Genomic DNA, 16353 nt, shown 5'->3' with positions numbered 1-16353 from the left:
CTTCAGGCAGGTACGGCCTGCTCCGGCTGACGAACGACGCGCCCGGTGCCGGCGCCGGCGAGGGCCTGGCGCAATGTCTCGACGACCCTGGCGATATCAGCCTCCGTCATCTGAGCATACAGCGGCAGGATCACGGTTTGCTGCTGCGCCGATATGCTTCGCGCCAAGCTGGTGGCGGCGCGATGGGAGCCTTGGCCGGAATAGGCTCCCTCCAGGTGAATGTTCATCACGCCGCGCCGCGTCGAGATGCCCTGATCGAGCAGCGCTTGCATGACTGCTCGCTGGTCGATTTCGTCAGACAATCTCACGCAGAAGCTTTGCCAGTTGCTGCGAGCCCAATCGGGCTCGGTCGGAATCGACAGGCCTGGGATCGTGGAGAGACGCTCGCAATATTGATCGGCAAGCCGCCTCCGCTGCGCAACCAGTTCCGGCAGCCGGCGCAGTTGCACCCGTCCGACCGCAGCCTGGAGGTCGGTCATACGGTAGTTGTAGCCCAGCTCGTCATAGTCCTCGAAGATCACCTGCTTCGAGCCGTGGCGGACGGCGTCGGTGACGCTCATGCCATGCTGGCGCCACAGCCGGAATTTGCGGTCATATTCCGCATTCGCCGTCGTCAGCATGCCGCCATCGCCCGTGGTGACGACCTTGCGGGGATGGAAGGAGAAGCAGGCAATGTCGCCATGCGGCTTGCCGATCTTTTCCCAGCGCCCGTCCCACAGGATTTCGCTTCCCGTCGCACAGGCCGCATCCTCGATGACCGGCAGCGAGTGGCGCTTGCCGATCTCCACGATGGCGCGGAGATCGCAAGGCATGCCGAGTTGATGCACGCACAGGATTGCCTTGGTGCGGGGCGTGATAGCCGTTTCGATCAGGCTGGGATCGATATTGTAACCGTCCGCCTCGATGTCGACGAAAACAGGCACCGCATCGCAGTACCGAACGGCGTTGGCCGTTGCGATGAACGAATGGCTGACCGTGATGACTTCGTCGCCGGCGCCGACGCCGACCGCCTTCAAGGCCAGATGCAGCGCGGTCGTGCAGTTGGACATGGCGCAGGCGTGCGGGGCACCGACAAAGGCTGCAAATTCGCTCTCGAAAGCCGCGACTTCGGGTCCCTGTGTCACCCATCCCGACAGAATGACGCGGCGCACGGCCTCGGCCTCTTCCTCCCCGAGAACGGGTTTGGCGACCGGAATTGTGGATTGAGGTGAGCTCATGCTGCCGCTCCTCCCGCGGCGGTCTGCTGCTGCCACCAGGCAACGAGATCGCGAAGCCCCTGTTCCATCGAGATCTCAGCCTTGAAGCCGAGGAGCCGTTCGGCCTTGCTGATATCGGCGAGACGACGGGTTACGCCGTTGACCGTCCGGGCCTCCTTGTGCTGCGGCTCGAGTGAAACGCCCATGATGCTGCTCAGCATCTGCGCGAGTTCCAGGAGGCTTATTTCCTGGCCGCTCGCGACATTGAAGACTTCGTCCGTGACGTCGCTCTTGGCGGCGAGAATGTTTGCCCGCGCGATATCGCGCGCATCCACGAAGTCCATCGTCTGGCTGCCGTCTCCATAGACGAGCGGCGGCATTCCGGCCGCAAGACGCTCCATCCAGCGGATGAGAACTTCCGTATAGGCGCCGTAAACGTCCATTCGCGGTCCGTAGACGTTGAAATAGCGCAGCGCCACATAACGCAGGCCATACATTTCTGCAAAGCTGCGCAGCAGCCCCTCGTTGAAGGTCTTGGCCGCGCCGTAAATCGTCCGGTTATTGTAGGGATGATGCGCTTCGGTCGTCGGGAAGCTTTCGGCGAGCCCCAGCACCGATGCGGAGGAAGCAGCGACGACCTTCGACACGCCTGCCTTTACGGCAGCTTCGAGGACGTTGAACGTGCCTTCGGCCAGAACATCGAAAGCGAGCCGCGGGTCTTCCGCGCATTGGGTGATGCGGATCGCCGCCTGGTGAAAGACGATGTCGACGCCTTCGAAGGTTTTCGCCAGAAGCGCTCTGTCGCGGATGTCGCCCTCGATGATGTTGACGGACCCGCTTGATATTGCCGTGCTGAGGTTATCCCGGCGCCCACGCACGAAATTGTCGAGGACGATGATCTCGCGAGGTTTTTCCAATGCGACGAGATCGGCAATATGCGAACCGATCAGACCGGCGCCGCCGGTAATGAGCACCCGTTTGTTTCTCATGATCTTCCCTCACGCGACATGTTCGTCATCGGATCATTCTCCGAACGCCAACGTATGAATTTCGCAGGTACACCCGCGGCAACCGAGAACGGCTCGACGTCGGAAACGACAACGGCTCCCGCTCCGACGATCGCCCCCTTCCCGACGGTCACGCCGGGAAGAATGGTCGCATTCGTTCCGATATCGGCCTCTGCGCAGATGCGCACCGGCTTGATTTCAAGATCCGTGCGAATGATCGGAACATCTATCGGCAGTGCCGTGTGGGTCGAGCCAAGCACCTTGGCGCCAGGCCCCCACCCGACGGAATCCTCGATCACCAGGTCACGCGCGTCGAAATAGGCCATCGGGCCGATCCAGACATTGTCGCCGATCACGCAGGTGCCGTCGAAGCGTCCCTGGATATAGGCCTGCGCGCCGATGAACACCCCATCGCCGATTTCGAACGTCTCCGGGTGTTTGAAACCGGCGCCGCCCGCAACCTGCAGCCCCGCGCCGCAACGCCGGGTAATCGCTTGCCAGATGGCTTTCCGCATCAGGCTGTCGACGACGCCGTCGCCTGTCGCGAAGCGGCCGTAGAGTTCGATCAGGCCGGCGCGTCCATAGGATTGCCTGAGCTCTTCGGCAAGCCCTGCTTGGTAGGCAGGATCCGCCGGTTTCTGGCTGCGGCCGTGAACGGCCCGCACGACGCGAGCCTCGCGTGGATTAGCTGACATAGGCATACTCCAGCGCAGCCGCGACCTGATCGACGTGCTGTACGGGCATCTCAGGATAGATCGGCAAGGAGAGAACCTCGCGTGCGGCGGCTTCCGAAACCGGGAAGTCGCCGACCTGGTGGCCGAGGTCGGCATGGGCCTTCTGCAGATGGACAGGGATCGGATAGTGCAAACCGGACGGAATGCCCTCTGCCGTGAGCACACGCTGCAGGCCATCGCGATCGCCGCTTCTGACGGCATAGACATGGTAGACATGCCGCCGTTCGGCAACTTCGACAGGCGTTCGCAAATGCGGCGATCCTGCCAGCAGCGAAGAGTAGCGGCGGCCATGCGAGCGGCGGGCTTCGGTCCAGGCTTCGAGATGCCGGAGCTTGACGCGCAGGATGGCACCCTGAATGGCATCCATGCGGTAGTTGAAGCCCTTCAGCAGATGGTGATATCGCTGTTCCTGACCCCAGTCGCGCAGCATGCGCATGGTCTTGGCCTGCTCGTCGCTGTTCGTGACGGCGATACCGCCCTCGCCGCAGGCGCCGAGATTCTTGCCCGGATAGAAGCTGAAGCAGCCGGATGCGCCGATGCTGCCGGCGCGCGCGCCTTTATACCGGGCGCCATGTGCCTGGCAGGCATCCTCGATGACGGGGATGCCGTAGTGATCGGCGACTGCCATGATGCCGTCCATATCGGCCATCTGGCCGTAGAGATGGACGGGAATGATCGCCTTGGTCCGGGAGGTGATCTTCGCCTCCAGCTGAGCCGGATCCATCGTGAGCGTCACGGGCTCCACGTCGACGAATACGGGTGTTGCGCCCGTGTAGCAGATCGCCGAAACAGTCGCGACGAAGGTGAACGGCACGGTGATGACTTCATCGCCGGGGCCGACACCGGCCGCCAGAAGCGACAGGTGCAGCGCACTCGTCCCGGTGTTGACGGCTATTGCATGTTTGACGTTGCAATAGTCGGCGAATTCCTGCTCGAGCCGGAGGACTTCCTCCCCCAGTATGTATTGCCCCGAGGCCAAGACGCCGAGCACGGCGGCATCGATCTCGCCCTTGATCGATTGATATTGTGCTTTGAGGTCCAGAAACGGGATCATGCGATGCGCCTCGCCTCTTCGAGCTCGATGATGCGGCCGCGCTGGGCGAGCGACCGGCTGGCTGCCTCGAGGATGCGAACGACACGCAGCCCGGCCTGGCCGTCTGCAATGGGGCGCGAATTCTGCTCGATGCACTCGACGAACTGATCCAGTTCGCGTTTCAAGGCCTCGGTCATATCGAGCTTGGGCGCCCACATGTCGCCGCTGCGGTAGCCGACCATCATCTGATGCACCTTCTCGCCATAGGCATCCGAATTGGGGCAAAGGGTGATGCCCTTGTCATAGACCTTGATCTTTTCGCTGGGCTCCAGATCGTCATAGACGATCATCTTGTTGCTGCAGCCGATCAGCGTGCGGCGGACCTTGACCGGCGCCAGCCAGTTGACGTGGACGTGGGCGATGAGCTTGCTTTCGAAGAAGAGCGTGAGATAGGCGATGTTCTCCGGTTCGCCCAGCACATGGCTCATGCCCGTCGCCGAAACAGCCACCGGCCTTTCCTGCACGACATGATCCAGGATGGAGAGATCATGCACCGCGAGGTCCCAGATGACGCTGACATCGTGCTGGAACAATCCCAGATTGACCCGGACGGAGTCGTAATAATACATGTCGCCCAGGCCGCTTTCGACCAGTTCGCGCATCTTGCGGACGGCGCCGGTGTGGACGAAGGTATGATCCACCGCCAGCACGAGGCGCCGGCGCGCGGCTTCCTCGACCATCCGTGCGGCTTCATCCGTCGTCGATGCCATCGGCTTTTCGACGAAGACATGCTTTCCAGCCATCATGGCCTGCATCGCGAGCTTGAAATGGGTCGAGACCGGCGTTGCGATGGCGATTGCATCCACTCTCGGATCGGCCAGAACGTCCTCGAATTTATCGGTGATCGTTATTGCCGGATAGCGCGCTTTGACGGCCGCCAACCGTTCGACATTGAGATCACAGACTGAAACGAGGTGCGCGCCGGTCGCTTCCGAAATGTTGCGAACCAGATTCGGACCCCAATACCCATACCCGACAACGGCGATACCGATCATCGCATTTCTCCCAACGCTTGCATGGTGACTGCTCGGTCATGAACGCGACCGATGATTCTGGCCGGAACGCCGGCGACAATGGCGCCGGCAGGCACATCCTTGGTGACGACAGCGCCGGCGCCGACCTGTGCGGCCTCTCCGATGGTCACGCCAGGCAAGATGGTGGCGTTGCTGCCGATCGATGCGTGGCGCTTGACGAGAGTGGGGATGAGAACCCAGTCGGCTTCGGTCTGCAGGCTTCCGTCCGAATTGACGGCGCGCGGATAGGTGTCATTGGTGAACATGACCCCGTGGCCGATGAAAACGCCGTCTTCCAGCGTCACGCCTTCACAGAGAAAGGAATGACTTGATATTTTGCAGTCCTCTCCGACGAGGACGTTTTTCTGGATTTCGACGAAGGTGCCGATGCGCGTTCCCGCGCCGATCGTGCAGCCATAGAGATTCACGAGATCTGGATGATGGATGACGCAGCTGTCATCCAGCTTGACGTTCGATGCAATCATTACGCCTGCACCCCCTACTCTTCAACAAGCTCTATTTTGCCGAAACAGACACCCGCATAGATGTGTCCAAGCTTTCATTTCGGCAGAACAAATATTTCTTTGCCTCACAAAGAGAATTGTTTTCTCCATCTGAGTAAAGAAACAAAACGTGGAAGCTTATTCACCTAAAGGCGTACCTGCGTACGAAAGTTGGGTGATGCCCGCATGCGAAGGTTGATGCTCATCAACCGGGGGCGGCGGCAGGTCATGACGCGCTCGCCCCTGCCCCTTACACCGAAGATGGGCATTGTTTACATGAGTTTAGCGAGTTCAATTGAATGTCTATAGTAATGCTATACGTCTATATATGAGACACTTAAAAATTGATTGGTTAGTTTAAAAAATTTAACCGCTTACAGCTTCCTGCGGAACGCATGATCTGGAGTAACTACTATTAACTAGTATGGAAACCTCAGAAATATGGTATTCAATTAGCACTTTTGTTAGTGAAACACCCATGTCGACAGGGGAGTTGGACATTCGACTTTGGGTTAAGTCCTAGTAAACGAGTAGGAGGATGGGGCTTTGAATTCCATAAACATAAACCATAGGCAGGAAAACACATCTATTCCTCTAGAGATAGAAAATGGTTTGGCGGCGCTTACGCGGCCGGCAACTCCAAAGCACTCGCTTCTCATTCTCGACAAGAGGGAGCTTGATCGGCACTGCCTTGCGCAATGCATGGCCGGCCACACTGATGAATTCGCTATTGTGGCGTTTGGATCGATTGAGGAGTGGAAGCAAAAACGCGAAGAATATCCTCCGCTTTCGGCAATCCTTTTGAACGTCGGCGGCAAGATGGTCGACGATCCTGCCGTCTCGGAGCAGATCAAGAACCTTTCGTCGGAATTCGCGTCGACACCGGTCGTCATATTGGCCGACAGTGACGATTTCGGCCAGATCGTGAAGGCGATCGACTACGGGGCCAAGGGTTACATACCTGCCACGGTCAGTATCAAGGTCTGCGTGGAACTGATCGTGCTCTCGGTGGCAGGAGGGCTTTTTGTGCCCGCAAGCGCCTTGTTCGCCATGCGTCACTTGTTGCAGTCGAACAGCTCGACGGCGCACCCGCTGGCCGGGATCTTCACCGATCGTCAGGCCGAAGTCGTCGCGGCGCTGCGGCGCGGAAAGGCGAACAAGATCATCGCCTATGAGCTCAACCTGCGAGAAAGCACGGTCAAAGTGCATGTCCGCAACATCATGAAAAAGGTCAAGGCAACGAATAGGACGGAAGTCGTGTTCAAGCTCAACGATCTTTTTTCGGATAGTCTTGCAGGCTCTGGGGCGAACTAAGAACAGCGCTGATACCGTCAGCCGATCAAGCCTTTTCACTCGTGGCGCAAAACAAATTTGCGCCACGAGATTTTTTAGCGGTCACAAAGAAGACTTCGTGAGCGCCATTCTGATCCTGCGCAGCGGACCCCTTTGTGAAGGCGGAACCAGACCCCGCGCGAGATGCCGAAGATATTGAAATTCCGGCAGAGGCGGCACGTTCGGCCTCAAGCTGTTCAGACGCAGCTTGATCATCAGGCCATCTATGCCCGAGTAGAATCGCAGGCGCAGGGAAGGATGATGTTTGGTGTGCAGCGATGCGGTTTCGTTCACGGCAAGGGGGACATCACGAAGAGCGTTCGCGAGATCCGGCTTCTGGCAACGCTCGAGAATATCGGCAACCCATGAAAGCCATTCGTGATCGCTCCGCGTGGGAATCCGGTGAATGCTTTTTCGATCGCTGCGGTACTCTCCCGAGGCAGCCCGATTGCTTTTTCGACCCGGTTGCTCGAGGACGAGGCGCACGCGCCTGAGTTCGTCGTGGGACAGGCTTGGATAGAAATCCCGCAATTTCCGCGCCTGCTCAAAATCTCCCTTGCAGACCAAGGCAAGGAGGAAATATGCCCATTCCACAGGATCCGGGTCACTCGCCCCATAGTCGATCATCGTTATCTTGACCAAGTTCACCATGAGGTCATAGGCGCGATCAGCATCGCCCTCATGCAATGCGCAGATGGCCAGGCGGAATTTGGCTTCAGGCAGGTAGGACACATAGTCCAGGCAGCGGAGGTAGCATTGCTTGGCCTCTTCCACGCTGCCCTGCTCGAGAAGCAGATCGCCCTGCTTCAGCAAGGCGCGATCGCTCGCCTCACCGACAATGTGCGTGCTTCCTTGCTGTGAATTGCGTTCGACCTTTATGAGATCGCCGAACGGCCCGAGCTGGATGATCTTTTCGCCAAATCGCAAGCCTCTGTTCAGCATGAACCATTGATATATTTGCGGTCTGTGCTTCAGCGTATGACGCGAGTGGACCAAACGGTGGCCTGACGTCGCGATACGCTGCATTTCATCGGGATGACCAAAGAGGTATTCCAATCGTTCGACCACGTTGCGCTGGTCGGCAAAGACACAGTTCTCCATGTCGGAAAAGCCGGCGGCCTCCACTGCTTCGGTACGTTCCGTCAAGAGACAGGCATTTGCCCCGGGGATCTCGAAGTGCTTGCGCACGACCTCGCCGCCGGCGGTTCCGCAGGTGGGGACGACGAAGCTCGCGTTGAGGACGCGCGCATAGGCCTCTCCCGACAACAGCTGGGAGGCAAGCTTGCTCTCATAGCTGTGTTGCGGCGAGACCAGGCAGGGATAGCGGTCGCGGATGATCGGAAAGACATTCTGCCGCCAGGGGTAGAGGCCATAGACCTGGCCCGTGAGTGTGACCGGTATGACCTTCTGCTGGCCGTAGTCGCGATAGACGTCGGGGTCGATGAAGTTTGGCCAGACGAACAGATTATCCCCAAGCTCCGGCATGTATTCGGGCGTCATGGTTCCGATCGAGAAATAGGTCTCGATGCCCCAGTGCTCCATATCGGAAAGGAAGCCGCTGCGCCGGTCGCACCATGGATCGGCGTTGTGAAGGCCGAGTTTCGGAACTCGGGCATTGATGTTGGTGATTTTTATCCGCCGTGACCCGTGTGACCGGTAGCCGCTTTCGAACAGCGCCAGATCCGGTTCGTACCGGTCGCATATCTCTGCATAATCGCAGTCGCGGTTTATGACGACGACATCGAAGTGTGTGGCGAGGCATTTGACCTGCTGCTGCATGTGCAGCAGCAGGTAACCGGCTGCATTCGCATTGGGCTGATGGTCCCACTGGAAGAATACGAGCCTTGGTTTGCGGTGATCGACGTTGCTGTCCATGCCTCTATCGTGTGATTTCCGGAACGGTGAAGCCGGCTTTCTGAGAAAGCGGATGCGAATAAGCCTCCTGCCGGGACTTGGCGCTGCGCTTGTTCTTTGCGCCACCGGAAAGCTTCCACTCGAAATAGGCGATCGTTCTTCCGAGCCCCTCACGAAGGTTCACCTTCGGCTGCCAGCCCAGTTGCTGCGTTGCCCGGCTGATGTCGGGCTTGCGCTGGGTCGGGTCGTCGATCGGCAGGGGATTGAAGACGATGCCGGACTTCGATCCCGTCATTTCGACCACCATTTCGGCCAGTTCCCGGACCGTGAATTCGCCGGGGTTGCCGAGATTGATCGGGCCTGTGACCCCGGCAGGCGCGCCCATCAAGCGGATGAAACCGTCGATCAGGTCGTCGACATAGCAGAACGACCGTGTTTGCCTGCCGTCGCCGAAGATCGTGATCGGCTCGTTTCGAAGCGCCTGGACGATGAAGTTGGAGACGACGCGGCCGTCATTGGTCTGCATGCGCGGCCCGTAGGTGTTGAAAATCCGCGCCACCCGGATTTCCACGCCATATTGACGATGATAGTCGAAGAACAGCGTCTCGGCGCAGCGCTTGCCTTCGTCGTAGCAGGCACGAGGACCGATGGGATTGACGCTGCCGCGATACTCCTCGGGCTGCGGATGGACCGCCGGATCGCCGTAGACCTCGCTCGTGGAAGCCTGGAAGATCTTCGCCTTGGTGCGCTTGGCCAGGCCGAGCATGTTGATGGCGCCGTGCACATTGGTCTTCACGGTCTGCACGGGATCGAACTGATAGTGGACCGGAGATGCCGGGCAGGCGAGGTTGTAGATCTCGTCGACTTCCACATAGAGCGGGAAGGTAATGTCGTGGCGGAGGATCTCGAAGCGGGGATCGTCGAGAAGATGCAGCACATTGTCGCGCGAACCGGTGTAGTAATTGTCCACGCAGAGGACGTCGTTACCCTCTCGCAAAAGTCTTTCGCACAGGAAAGACCCCAGAAATCCGGTGCCGCCGGTAACCATGACTCGCTTTTGTCCGTGCATTTGTCCGTGCATTGATGTGCTCCGTTTTTGATGATTGCCCTCAGGACGACGAACAGGTCAGCAAGCTCCCTTGCCCTTCAAGACTGCGGGAATTGTGCTGAGAAGGATGTGGAAATCGAACCACAAGGATCGGTTGTCGATATAGAACTCGTCGAGTTGCTGCTGCAGCTCGATATCCGCATTGCTTCGTTCGGATATCTGCCAAAGGCCCGTGAGCCCCGGCGTGACGGACCGGCGTTTGTCTCGAAATTCGCTGTCCATCGCGGAAAGGTGATATTCCGGAAACGGGCGTGGTCCGACGAAGGCCATCTGGCCTGCCATGATATTGGCCAATTGCGGGAGCTCGTCGATGCTCGAAGAGCGCAGCATATGCCCTATGACCGGAAGGATGCGCGGATCGTCCTTGAGTTTGAAATGGCTCAGCCACTCCGCGCGCATGGCGGGGTTGTCCCGGAACAGCGCTTCGAGCCGCTGCTCCGCATCCTGGTACATCGTCCTCAATTTCAGAACGTGCACCGGCTTGCCGGACCGTCCTTCCCTGGTTTGACGGAAGAAGACCGGGCCTGGATCGATGATATAGATTGCAGCCGCTGCAATCGCGATGAATGGCGTGACCACGATTGCCGCAGGAATGGCGATCGCGAGATCGACGATCCGGCGAACCAGATCCGAGTTGAGCGAACTCCCGCCGGTGGTGAGGCGAATGCCGACCTCTCCGCCGACATCGGCAGGCCGCAATCCGCTGACCTTGAAGCTCGGCGTGTCGGAGAGCAGAATGATTTCGGCGAACTTCCCGCGCATCGCGGCCAGGTCGGGCACGAGCGAGCCCGTGTCGCCCGCAATCACGGCAATGGATGGCCCGCCTTCGGGCAATGCCTCCAAACTATCGGAAAAAAACGGCTCCGGCCTGATGCCATACTGCCAGTGGTCTCTGAAATGGGCGAGGAGCGCGGGCGTAAGGTTGCGCCCCCCGATGACGACCGCGCGCTCCCCCCACATTCCAACTCTCCAGCACAGGCTCCGTACAAGCCAATGCAAGAGTGGCTGAATCATCAGCCCAAGACCGAGCAGCACGATCACGGCAAGCAGCAGTCCTCCCGCCTCCGGCAGGATAATTGCTGCGAATGCCGTCAGGACGGCCACCTTGACGGCAGCGACAATGCGCCGCCGCAGATGTTCGTAGCCGTGCAGCCGATATCCGGGATAGAGGCCGGCCGATGCGTAAAGAACAATCGCAGACAGTGCCGCGATCGTGAACGCACGCTCCGCCATCGTGCCCTCCGCACCAGCGGGAAGAAAAGACAGCAGAACGAAATAGGCAATCAGATAGCTTGCAATGTCGCCGCCGACCAGGAAGCACGACGTTGCGAAGCGGGGAAGCCGGCGCCGCAGCGCGGCTGAACTCTTCAACCCTGCCCGCAGAAGGGGATCGGCCGTCTTGGCTGCTATGGGCGGCACGGAGCCTGCCGCAATCGCCCGCGACGTCATGTCATTCGATGGGGGCGCCTTTGACGGCCCCGTTGCCATCCCTGACGGTGCAAATAAGGACATGACGCTTATACTCCCCTACCGCATTTGTCTCGATGTACCCGATCCAGAAACGGCGTCTTCGATCGGAAACTTTCGAAGTCCCAGTCTCTGGAATGCTGTCAATGAAATGAAGGCCGGCACGACGAGCGCATAGCGCCGCCACAGCCGTCGCGGCTCGCACAGAAGACGAAACGCCCATTCGAAGCCGCTTCTTTGAATGATCCTTGGAGCCTGCCGCTTGAGGCCGGCGTGGAAATCGAATGCAGCTCCGACGCCGATGAGCATCGATGCATCCAGACGATCGCGCATGCGCGCCATCCAGAGTTCCTGCTTGGGGCTGCTCAGCCCGACCCAGATGATATCGGCGCCGGATCGATTGAGCCGATCTGCAATATCGGCTTCCTCTTGCGGTGACAGCTTATGAAAGGGCGGCGCGTAGGTGCCGGCTATCTCGGCTTCCGGGAATCTTGCGAGAAGGCGCGCCTGCAACTGCTGCAGCGTCTCATCCGTTGCGCCATAAAGGAAGTGGCGTATACCCTTCGATGTGCCGGCCTCGAAAACGGACAGCATCAGGTCGGGTCCGTAGACCCTGTCGCTCTCCGAATGACCGGCACGCTTCAACGCCCATACCAGCGGCATGCCGTCAGGGGTCACGAGGAACGCCCGGTTATGGATCGACCGGAGTTCGGGATCATCCTGACAGCGGACGACGCCGTGCGCGTCGCGAACGCACACATATTCCTTCCTGCCGTCTTCGATCGCTTTATGAATAAATCCAGTCGCGCTTTTGAGATTGACTGCCGAAACGCGAACACCAAGGACATTCGTCCATTCCAAGGAGCCCTTGGGATGGTGAGCTGAAGTTTGGCTGTCGTCTGCTGGTTGCTTTCTCATGACCTGCGCTTTCGCGACTGAAACTGTCATCAGAATATGCTGGCAGGCCGATTGCCTCCATACTTGCTGTTCCAGCTATTGGACGTAGAAGAAGCTCTATATTTACGCCTTCCGCCATGAGGACTTACAATATTCGAAGTAAGTCCATGTACCCCAAAGCTTGTCGTAATGCTCCTTTTGATGGCAGTTGCCCCAAAGGAGCGGTTTGACCTTCGTGAATCCGCTGGAGATAGTCGAGCTCGCGCGGAACTAGTATATTTTTAGCGATGGCAACGCGGAGGAGAGAGGTGTAGTAAACATGCGGGATGAACGCCCCGGCTGGTGAGCCTTCAGAGGCGCCCGACAGAGCCAGCCAGTTGCAGAAAGATTTGAGCTCCGATGGCCATATCGTCATCAGGGAGCTCCTGACGCCGGATCGGGTGGAAAGCCTGCGGCGGATTCGGACGAGAGTTTCGGGGTCTGCTCGGCGCCTCTTGTCAATCGGGCGGCGCGACGACGCTTCCGGTGTCCGCCCCGGCCCTCTGGAGATCGCGCAGGCTGCCAAATTCTCCCCAACGCATGATGTCAGGATGTATTCGGAAGCTCTTGCCGTTCAAATTGCCGATGTAGCGGTTGTGCGCGAACGCGACGGATTCGGGCCCGTGGTTCGGAGCGTAGACGTAGGCTGCAAGCCCGCTGCTGCTGTCGATCGACACTGTATTGTTCTCGATGCGATTAGGCTCAGCCCATGGCGGATGCCAACCCCAGCCGGTGCCGTCATCGACGCGAAAAGCCGCGCCCGATCCGCGTTTGATGACGTTTCCCGTCACCAGATTGCTCCAGCCGCCGTTGATGCCGATCGCCGATACGTTGTCCGAGAGCGTATTACCTTCGATGCGCACACCACTGGCCTTGCCATCGGTGTAGATCGCCCAACTGATAGGGGTCGGCCATTCATTGATATTCTCATATCCGGAAGGCCAGAACGTCCCATCGGCCCTGTTCATGAGGTGGCTTGTGCCGATAACCAGATTGTAGCGGATGCTGCTGTTCAGGAGGTCCGCCTGCTCGCCCATCATCTTGATGGCGCCGCCGTCTGCCGTCTGCTGATTGGCATTGCGGATCTCGTTATACTCGATGACTGCGTCGTGCACTGCGTCTTGCGCGCCCCACAGCGAGCCGCCGGCGATACCGAATTGCGCGGCATTTTCGATCAGGTTATGGGCGACCCTGATATCCTCGGTCGCCTGGAACCATATTCCCGCGGTTTCAAAGTAGACCCTTCCGATGTCGTGGATGTGGTTCGACAGGATTCGGGCGCCGTTCGATTTGCCGAAGCTGCCATAGGTCGTGCCGACGTAGATCCCGTTGCCGGCCACATCGCCGATCACATTGCCGGCAATCAGAACATCCTCGCTTTCGCTCACGTGGATGCCGACGCCGACATTTTCGATGACGTTGCCGAGCAGCCTGACGCGGTGCGCGTGTTCGAGCCGTATGGCGCCAAACCCCCTGGTGTCGGTGTAGAACTTGCCGCTTCCCAGCGGAGATCCATCGCGAAACTCGAGCCCCGACACGACCATGCCGTCGGCGCCTTCGAGCTTGAAGAATGTCGGCAGGATGCCGGCGACAACGGCGGAACTCGGTGAGAGCCCATCGGTAGGGATATAGTCGAGCTGTCCCGCAGCCACGTCATACCGCCATTCCCCAGGGGCATCGAGCAGGGCCGCTGCCCCGGTCAAGAAATAGCGGCTGCCTTCCCCTGTGAAAAAATAGCCGGTGCCTTTGGTGTGAACGGTCCGCGTTGCCGTGTCGACTGAAACGACCGGGAGCGTGTCACTGCCCCATTGGCTTCCCGGCTTGAAACCGCCGACGATGTGAACGACGAGCCCGGTTGGATCTCCCAATGCCGGAAGATCGCCGGCATGGAAGCAAAATTGTGTATTGCCTTGCCAGCCATCGGTGTCCTGCTCGCATTTGGCCGCGAACAGCCATCCCTTGCGCGGATCTCCGTCAAGGGGTGCGTTGGGAAAGCGGGCTCGGGTTTGGAGGATCCCATTGACGAAAAGATCGCCCACCGCTTCATCAGGCGGCAACCTCAGCGGCGCCGTCCAGCGGCCGGCTGCTTGAGACGTCCAGTTACGAATGAGCGGGCCACCGTATAAAATGGGTGTTTCGTCACATCGCGCCGTGATGATGAGGCCTGCATCGCGAGCGTCGAAGACGATGGGCTGCACGAGGTAGTAGTCTCCGCCGCCCATCGCAATCGTGCTTTGGCCAGGCTTGGCGCGCGCGGCATCACGCGCTTTTTCGATGCTGGCGAACGGACCGTCGGTGCGCTCAGCATTTGGCTGGGGAAGGAGGCCGCTCCAGCCGTCGTCGCCATCCGGAGAAACGTAGAACGATGTCCTTGCCGCGGATGTGCCGGTCGCTATGTCGCTCAAGGAAGTCCCTGCCAGCTTGGCCGATAAGGTCGCCGCCGAAGCTTCCGCGCAAGTCGCTTCCCGGATCGTTCTCTGCATCAGATCGGGCGCATCCGCGTCCGTCGTCACCGAGGCCGTATTGCCCGGCTGCGGAAGGAACGCGGCGGAAAAGATGCTCAAGATCAGCGTGAAGCGCCGCCTCATGAGAGCTGCAGCTCCCTCGTCATGCTCGTTGCGGGCGCCGGCTGCGGTGGGCAGGGGCTGGCCGAAACGACGGGCGCGTAGAGCGAGAACATGATGATGGCAGTGGCAAACAGAATGAAAATGGCGTCGTTCGGGATCAGAAACAGGCTCTCGGTCAGATTCATCACCAAAACCATGATCGTGAAGACGTTCAGCCAGAGCCAGCCATATTGCGTATCGCGACAGTGAAGGATCGCACCTTGGCGCACTGCGCGGCACAGCATCAGCGCAAACAGGCTCAGTCCGCTTATTCCGAAGCTCAGTATCGTATCGCGGTATCCATTATGGGAGTGGGGGCTCTGCCATTGGATTTTTGACCAGATGATCCAGGCTTCGGGGTTCGCGTCCGTCCAGAACGCCTGGTAGCCGAAGCCGAGCAGCAGATGATCGGCTATCTGGCGATCGACCAGTTCCCACAACGGCACCCGGCCCGTCAAAGTGGCGTCCTTGCCGAGCGCTTCGAGGAACGGAACCAGAAATTCGTGAAGCACGATGAGAAGGCCGACTGACATTTGAACGAAAAACAGGATGACGACGATGCGGACCATGCCGCTGGTTCTCTGCAAGAGGGAATAGAACCCGATCAGGCAGAATGCCGATGCCGTCGCAATGATCGCGGTCATCGATCCTGAGCCCACAAGACAGAACCCGCCCGCGATCAGCAAGGTGATGGCGGTTCGCCGCCAGCCGAGAGTGCCGTCCTTCAGCACGGCGGTCGCCACCAGTATCATGATGCTGGCATACCAACCGAGACTGTTCTTGTGGATGAAGATGCCCCGCAGCGCGCCATCCAGGGGCATGCGGGCAAGGCTCGGCGACGCTCCGAGAATGGCCACGCTCATGACGATACATGTTCCCACGGTCGCAAAGACGAGCAGAAGCAGCTGCCGCGGGGTGAAGCGTATCGCCAGCACATAGGCCAGAAGCACAGAAAACAGCAGGCCGATGGCGCGTCTCAAGGTCGCTGACGGGCCGACCGACCACAGGACCGACAAGAACGGCAGGGCGAGCAGCAGGGGGAAAGGCAGGCTGCGCCGGAGCGCGATCAGAAACTGCGGAAAATTTCGTATCAGGATCAATCCGGCAAATGCGTATACGGGCAGGCAGAGGAGGCGCAATATGGCCTTGGCCGGATCGCTGAGCGCTCCATCGGCATCTGCCAGCATGAGCGGAAAAAGCGCCCCCGTCTGGAGGAAAAGCGACACGCCGGCGCCCCAGCATTCGATGGTTCGCCAGCCGATGGCCGGCCTGCTGGTGATTCTAAGCCCATATGCGCTCATTGTCGTCGCCGGCTGGTTTGGACGGATGAGAGGCTGTCGGTCGCGGCAATTTGGAAAGACATATGTCTGCTTTCATGACTGCGCTGTTCTATCAAGGAACAATCATGCAGCCATGCCGGCAATCAACTTACACAAATGAAGGCCGGGCTACTTCCAATGCGCCGCCCACCATCCAAGGACGTTGGTGCGCCTAAGCCCTTGGG

General features: G+C 59.3%; 13 protein-coding genes. 1 reads left to right on the top strand and 12 read right to left on the bottom strand.

Annotated elements, in window-relative coordinates; translation table 11 throughout:
* Positions 1 to 2 precede the first annotated feature (2 nt).
* From ATY78_RS06560 to ATY78_RS06535, 6 genes are read right to left on the bottom strand one after another with little or no spacing between them, the layout of a single operon-like run.
* Complete coding sequence (locus ATY78_RS06560; protein WP_088681525.1) at positions 3 to 1217, bottom strand: DegT/DnrJ/EryC1/StrS family aminotransferase; 1215 nt, start codon at positions 1215 to 1217, stop codon at positions 3 to 5.
* Positions 1214 to 2185 (bottom strand): NAD-dependent epimerase/dehydratase family protein, encoded by a 972-nt coding sequence (locus ATY78_RS06555; protein ID WP_088681524.1) that lies wholly within the window; start codon positions 2183 to 2185, stop codon positions 1214 to 1216. Before ATY78_RS06555 ends, ATY78_RS06560 begins: the two co-directional genes overlap by 4 nt.
* Positions 2182 to 2898, bottom strand: coding sequence for an acyltransferase (locus ATY78_RS06550; protein ID WP_088681523.1), 717 nt, complete (start codon positions 2896 to 2898; stop codon positions 2182 to 2184). Before ATY78_RS06550 ends, ATY78_RS06555 begins: the two co-directional genes overlap by 4 nt.
* The gene (locus ATY78_RS06545) at positions 2888 to 3991 is read right to left on the bottom strand and encodes a DegT/DnrJ/EryC1/StrS family aminotransferase (RefSeq protein ID WP_088681522.1); all 1104 of its coding nucleotides are present in this window, start codon (positions 3989 to 3991) and stop codon (positions 2888 to 2890) included. Before ATY78_RS06545 ends, ATY78_RS06550 begins: the two co-directional genes overlap by 11 nt.
* Positions 3988 to 5025, bottom strand: coding sequence for a Gfo/Idh/MocA family oxidoreductase (locus ATY78_RS06540; protein WP_088681521.1), 1038 nt, complete (start codon positions 5023 to 5025; stop codon positions 3988 to 3990). The genes ATY78_RS06545 and ATY78_RS06540 overlap by 4 nt, the downstream gene beginning before the upstream one ends.
* The gene (locus ATY78_RS06535; RefSeq protein WP_088681520.1) at positions 5022 to 5528 is read right to left on the bottom strand and encodes an acyltransferase; all 507 of its coding nucleotides are present in this window, start codon (positions 5526 to 5528) and stop codon (positions 5022 to 5024) included. Before ATY78_RS06535 ends, ATY78_RS06540 begins: the two co-directional genes overlap by 4 nt.
* A 564-nt stretch (positions 5529 to 6092) precedes the next feature.
* Here ATY78_RS06535 and ATY78_RS06530 point away from each other — a divergent pair.
* The gene (locus ATY78_RS06530) at positions 6093 to 6860 is read left to right on the top strand and encodes a response regulator transcription factor (protein WP_088681519.1); all 768 of its coding nucleotides are present in this window, start codon (positions 6093 to 6095) and stop codon (positions 6858 to 6860) included.
* Positions 6861 to 6941: 81 nt separating this feature from the next.
* Here the strand turns inward: ATY78_RS06530 and ATY78_RS06525 are convergent, their stop codons facing one another.
* The 6 genes from ATY78_RS06525 to ATY78_RS06500 form a co-directional block, all read right to left on the bottom strand.
* Positions 6942 to 8753, bottom strand: a complete 1812-nt coding sequence (locus ATY78_RS06525; RefSeq protein WP_088681518.1) for a glycosyltransferase — start codon at positions 8751 to 8753, stop codon at positions 6942 to 6944.
* A gap of 4 nt (positions 8754 to 8757) precedes the next feature.
* Complete coding sequence (locus tag ATY78_RS06520) at positions 8758 to 9801, bottom strand: UDP-glucuronic acid decarboxylase family protein (protein ID WP_088681517.1); 1044 nt, start codon at positions 9799 to 9801, stop codon at positions 8758 to 8760.
* Positions 9802 to 9858: 57 nt separating this feature from the next.
* On the bottom strand, positions 9859 to 11352 hold the full coding sequence (locus ATY78_RS06515; RefSeq protein WP_088681516.1) for a sugar transferase: 1494 nt from the start codon (positions 11350 to 11352) through the stop codon (positions 9859 to 9861).
* A 15-nt stretch (positions 11353 to 11367) separates the two neighbouring features.
* Complete coding sequence (locus ATY78_RS06510) at positions 11368 to 12225, bottom strand: WecB/TagA/CpsF family glycosyltransferase (RefSeq protein WP_088681515.1); 858 nt, start codon at positions 12223 to 12225, stop codon at positions 11368 to 11370.
* Positions 12226 to 12701: 476 nt separating this feature from the next.
* Positions 12702 to 14831 (bottom strand): right-handed parallel beta-helix repeat-containing protein, encoded by a 2130-nt coding sequence (locus ATY78_RS06505; RefSeq protein ID WP_088681514.1) that lies wholly within the window; start codon positions 14829 to 14831, stop codon positions 12702 to 12704.
* Positions 14828 to 16150: an O-antigen ligase family protein gene (locus ATY78_RS06500; protein ID WP_088681513.1), complete on the bottom strand. Its 1323-nt coding sequence runs from the start codon at positions 16148 to 16150 to the stop codon at positions 14828 to 14830. Before ATY78_RS06500 ends, ATY78_RS06505 begins: the two co-directional genes overlap by 4 nt.
* Positions 16151 to 16353 lie beyond the last annotated feature (203 nt).

It is taken from the genome of Rhizobium sp. R635, assembly GCF_002211285.1.
In the GTDB taxonomy this organism is placed as follows: Bacteria; Pseudomonadota; Alphaproteobacteria; order Rhizobiales; family Rhizobiaceae; genus Rhizobium.
The sequence above is the reverse complement of the archived record's forward strand: the minus strand, read 5'-3'. Positions and strand labels throughout refer to the sequence as shown.

What these genes read in the sequence shown, in the direction of transcription:
- ATY78_RS06560 (WP_088681525.1), bottom strand. Translation starts at nt 1,217, where the DNA reads ATGAGCTCACCTCAATCCACAATTCCGGTCGCCAAACCCGTTCTCGGG.
- ATY78_RS06555 (WP_088681524.1), bottom strand. Translation starts at nt 2,185, where the DNA reads ATGAGAAACAAACGGGTGCTCATTACCGGCGGCGCCGGTCTGATCGGT.
- ATY78_RS06550 (WP_088681523.1), bottom strand. Translation starts at nt 2,898, where the DNA reads ATGTCAGCTAATCCACGCGAGGCTCGCGTCGTGCGGGCCGTTCACGGC.
- ATY78_RS06545 (WP_088681522.1), bottom strand. Translation starts at nt 3,991, where the DNA reads ATGATCCCGTTTCTGGACCTCAAAGCACAATATCAATCGATCAAGGGC.
- ATY78_RS06540 (WP_088681521.1), bottom strand. Translation starts at nt 5,025, where the DNA reads ATGATCGGTATCGCCGTTGTCGGGTATGGGTATTGGGGTCCGAATCTG.
- ATY78_RS06535 (WP_088681520.1), bottom strand. Translation starts at nt 5,528, where the DNA reads ATGATTGCATCGAACGTCAAGCTGGATGACAGCTGCGTCATCCATCAT.
- ATY78_RS06525 (WP_088681518.1), bottom strand. Translation starts at nt 8,753, where the DNA reads ATGGACAGCAACGTCGATCACCGCAAACCAAGGCTCGTATTCTTCCAG.
- ATY78_RS06520 (WP_088681517.1), bottom strand. Translation starts at nt 9,801, where the DNA reads ATGCACGGACAAAAGCGAGTCATGGTTACCGGCGGCACCGGATTTCTG.
- ATY78_RS06515 (WP_088681516.1), bottom strand. Translation starts at nt 11,352, where the DNA reads ATGTCCTTATTTGCACCGTCAGGGATGGCAACGGGGCCGTCAAAGGCG.
- ATY78_RS06510 (WP_088681515.1), bottom strand. Translation starts at nt 12,225, where the DNA reads ATGAGAAAGCAACCAGCAGACGACAGCCAAACTTCAGCTCACCATCCC.
- ATY78_RS06505 (WP_088681514.1), bottom strand. Translation starts at nt 14,831, where the DNA reads ATGAGGCGGCGCTTCACGCTGATCTTGAGCATCTTTTCCGCCGCGTTC.
- ATY78_RS06500 (WP_088681513.1), bottom strand. Translation starts at nt 16,150, where the DNA reads ATGAGCGCATATGGGCTTAGAATCACCAGCAGGCCGGCCATCGGCTGG.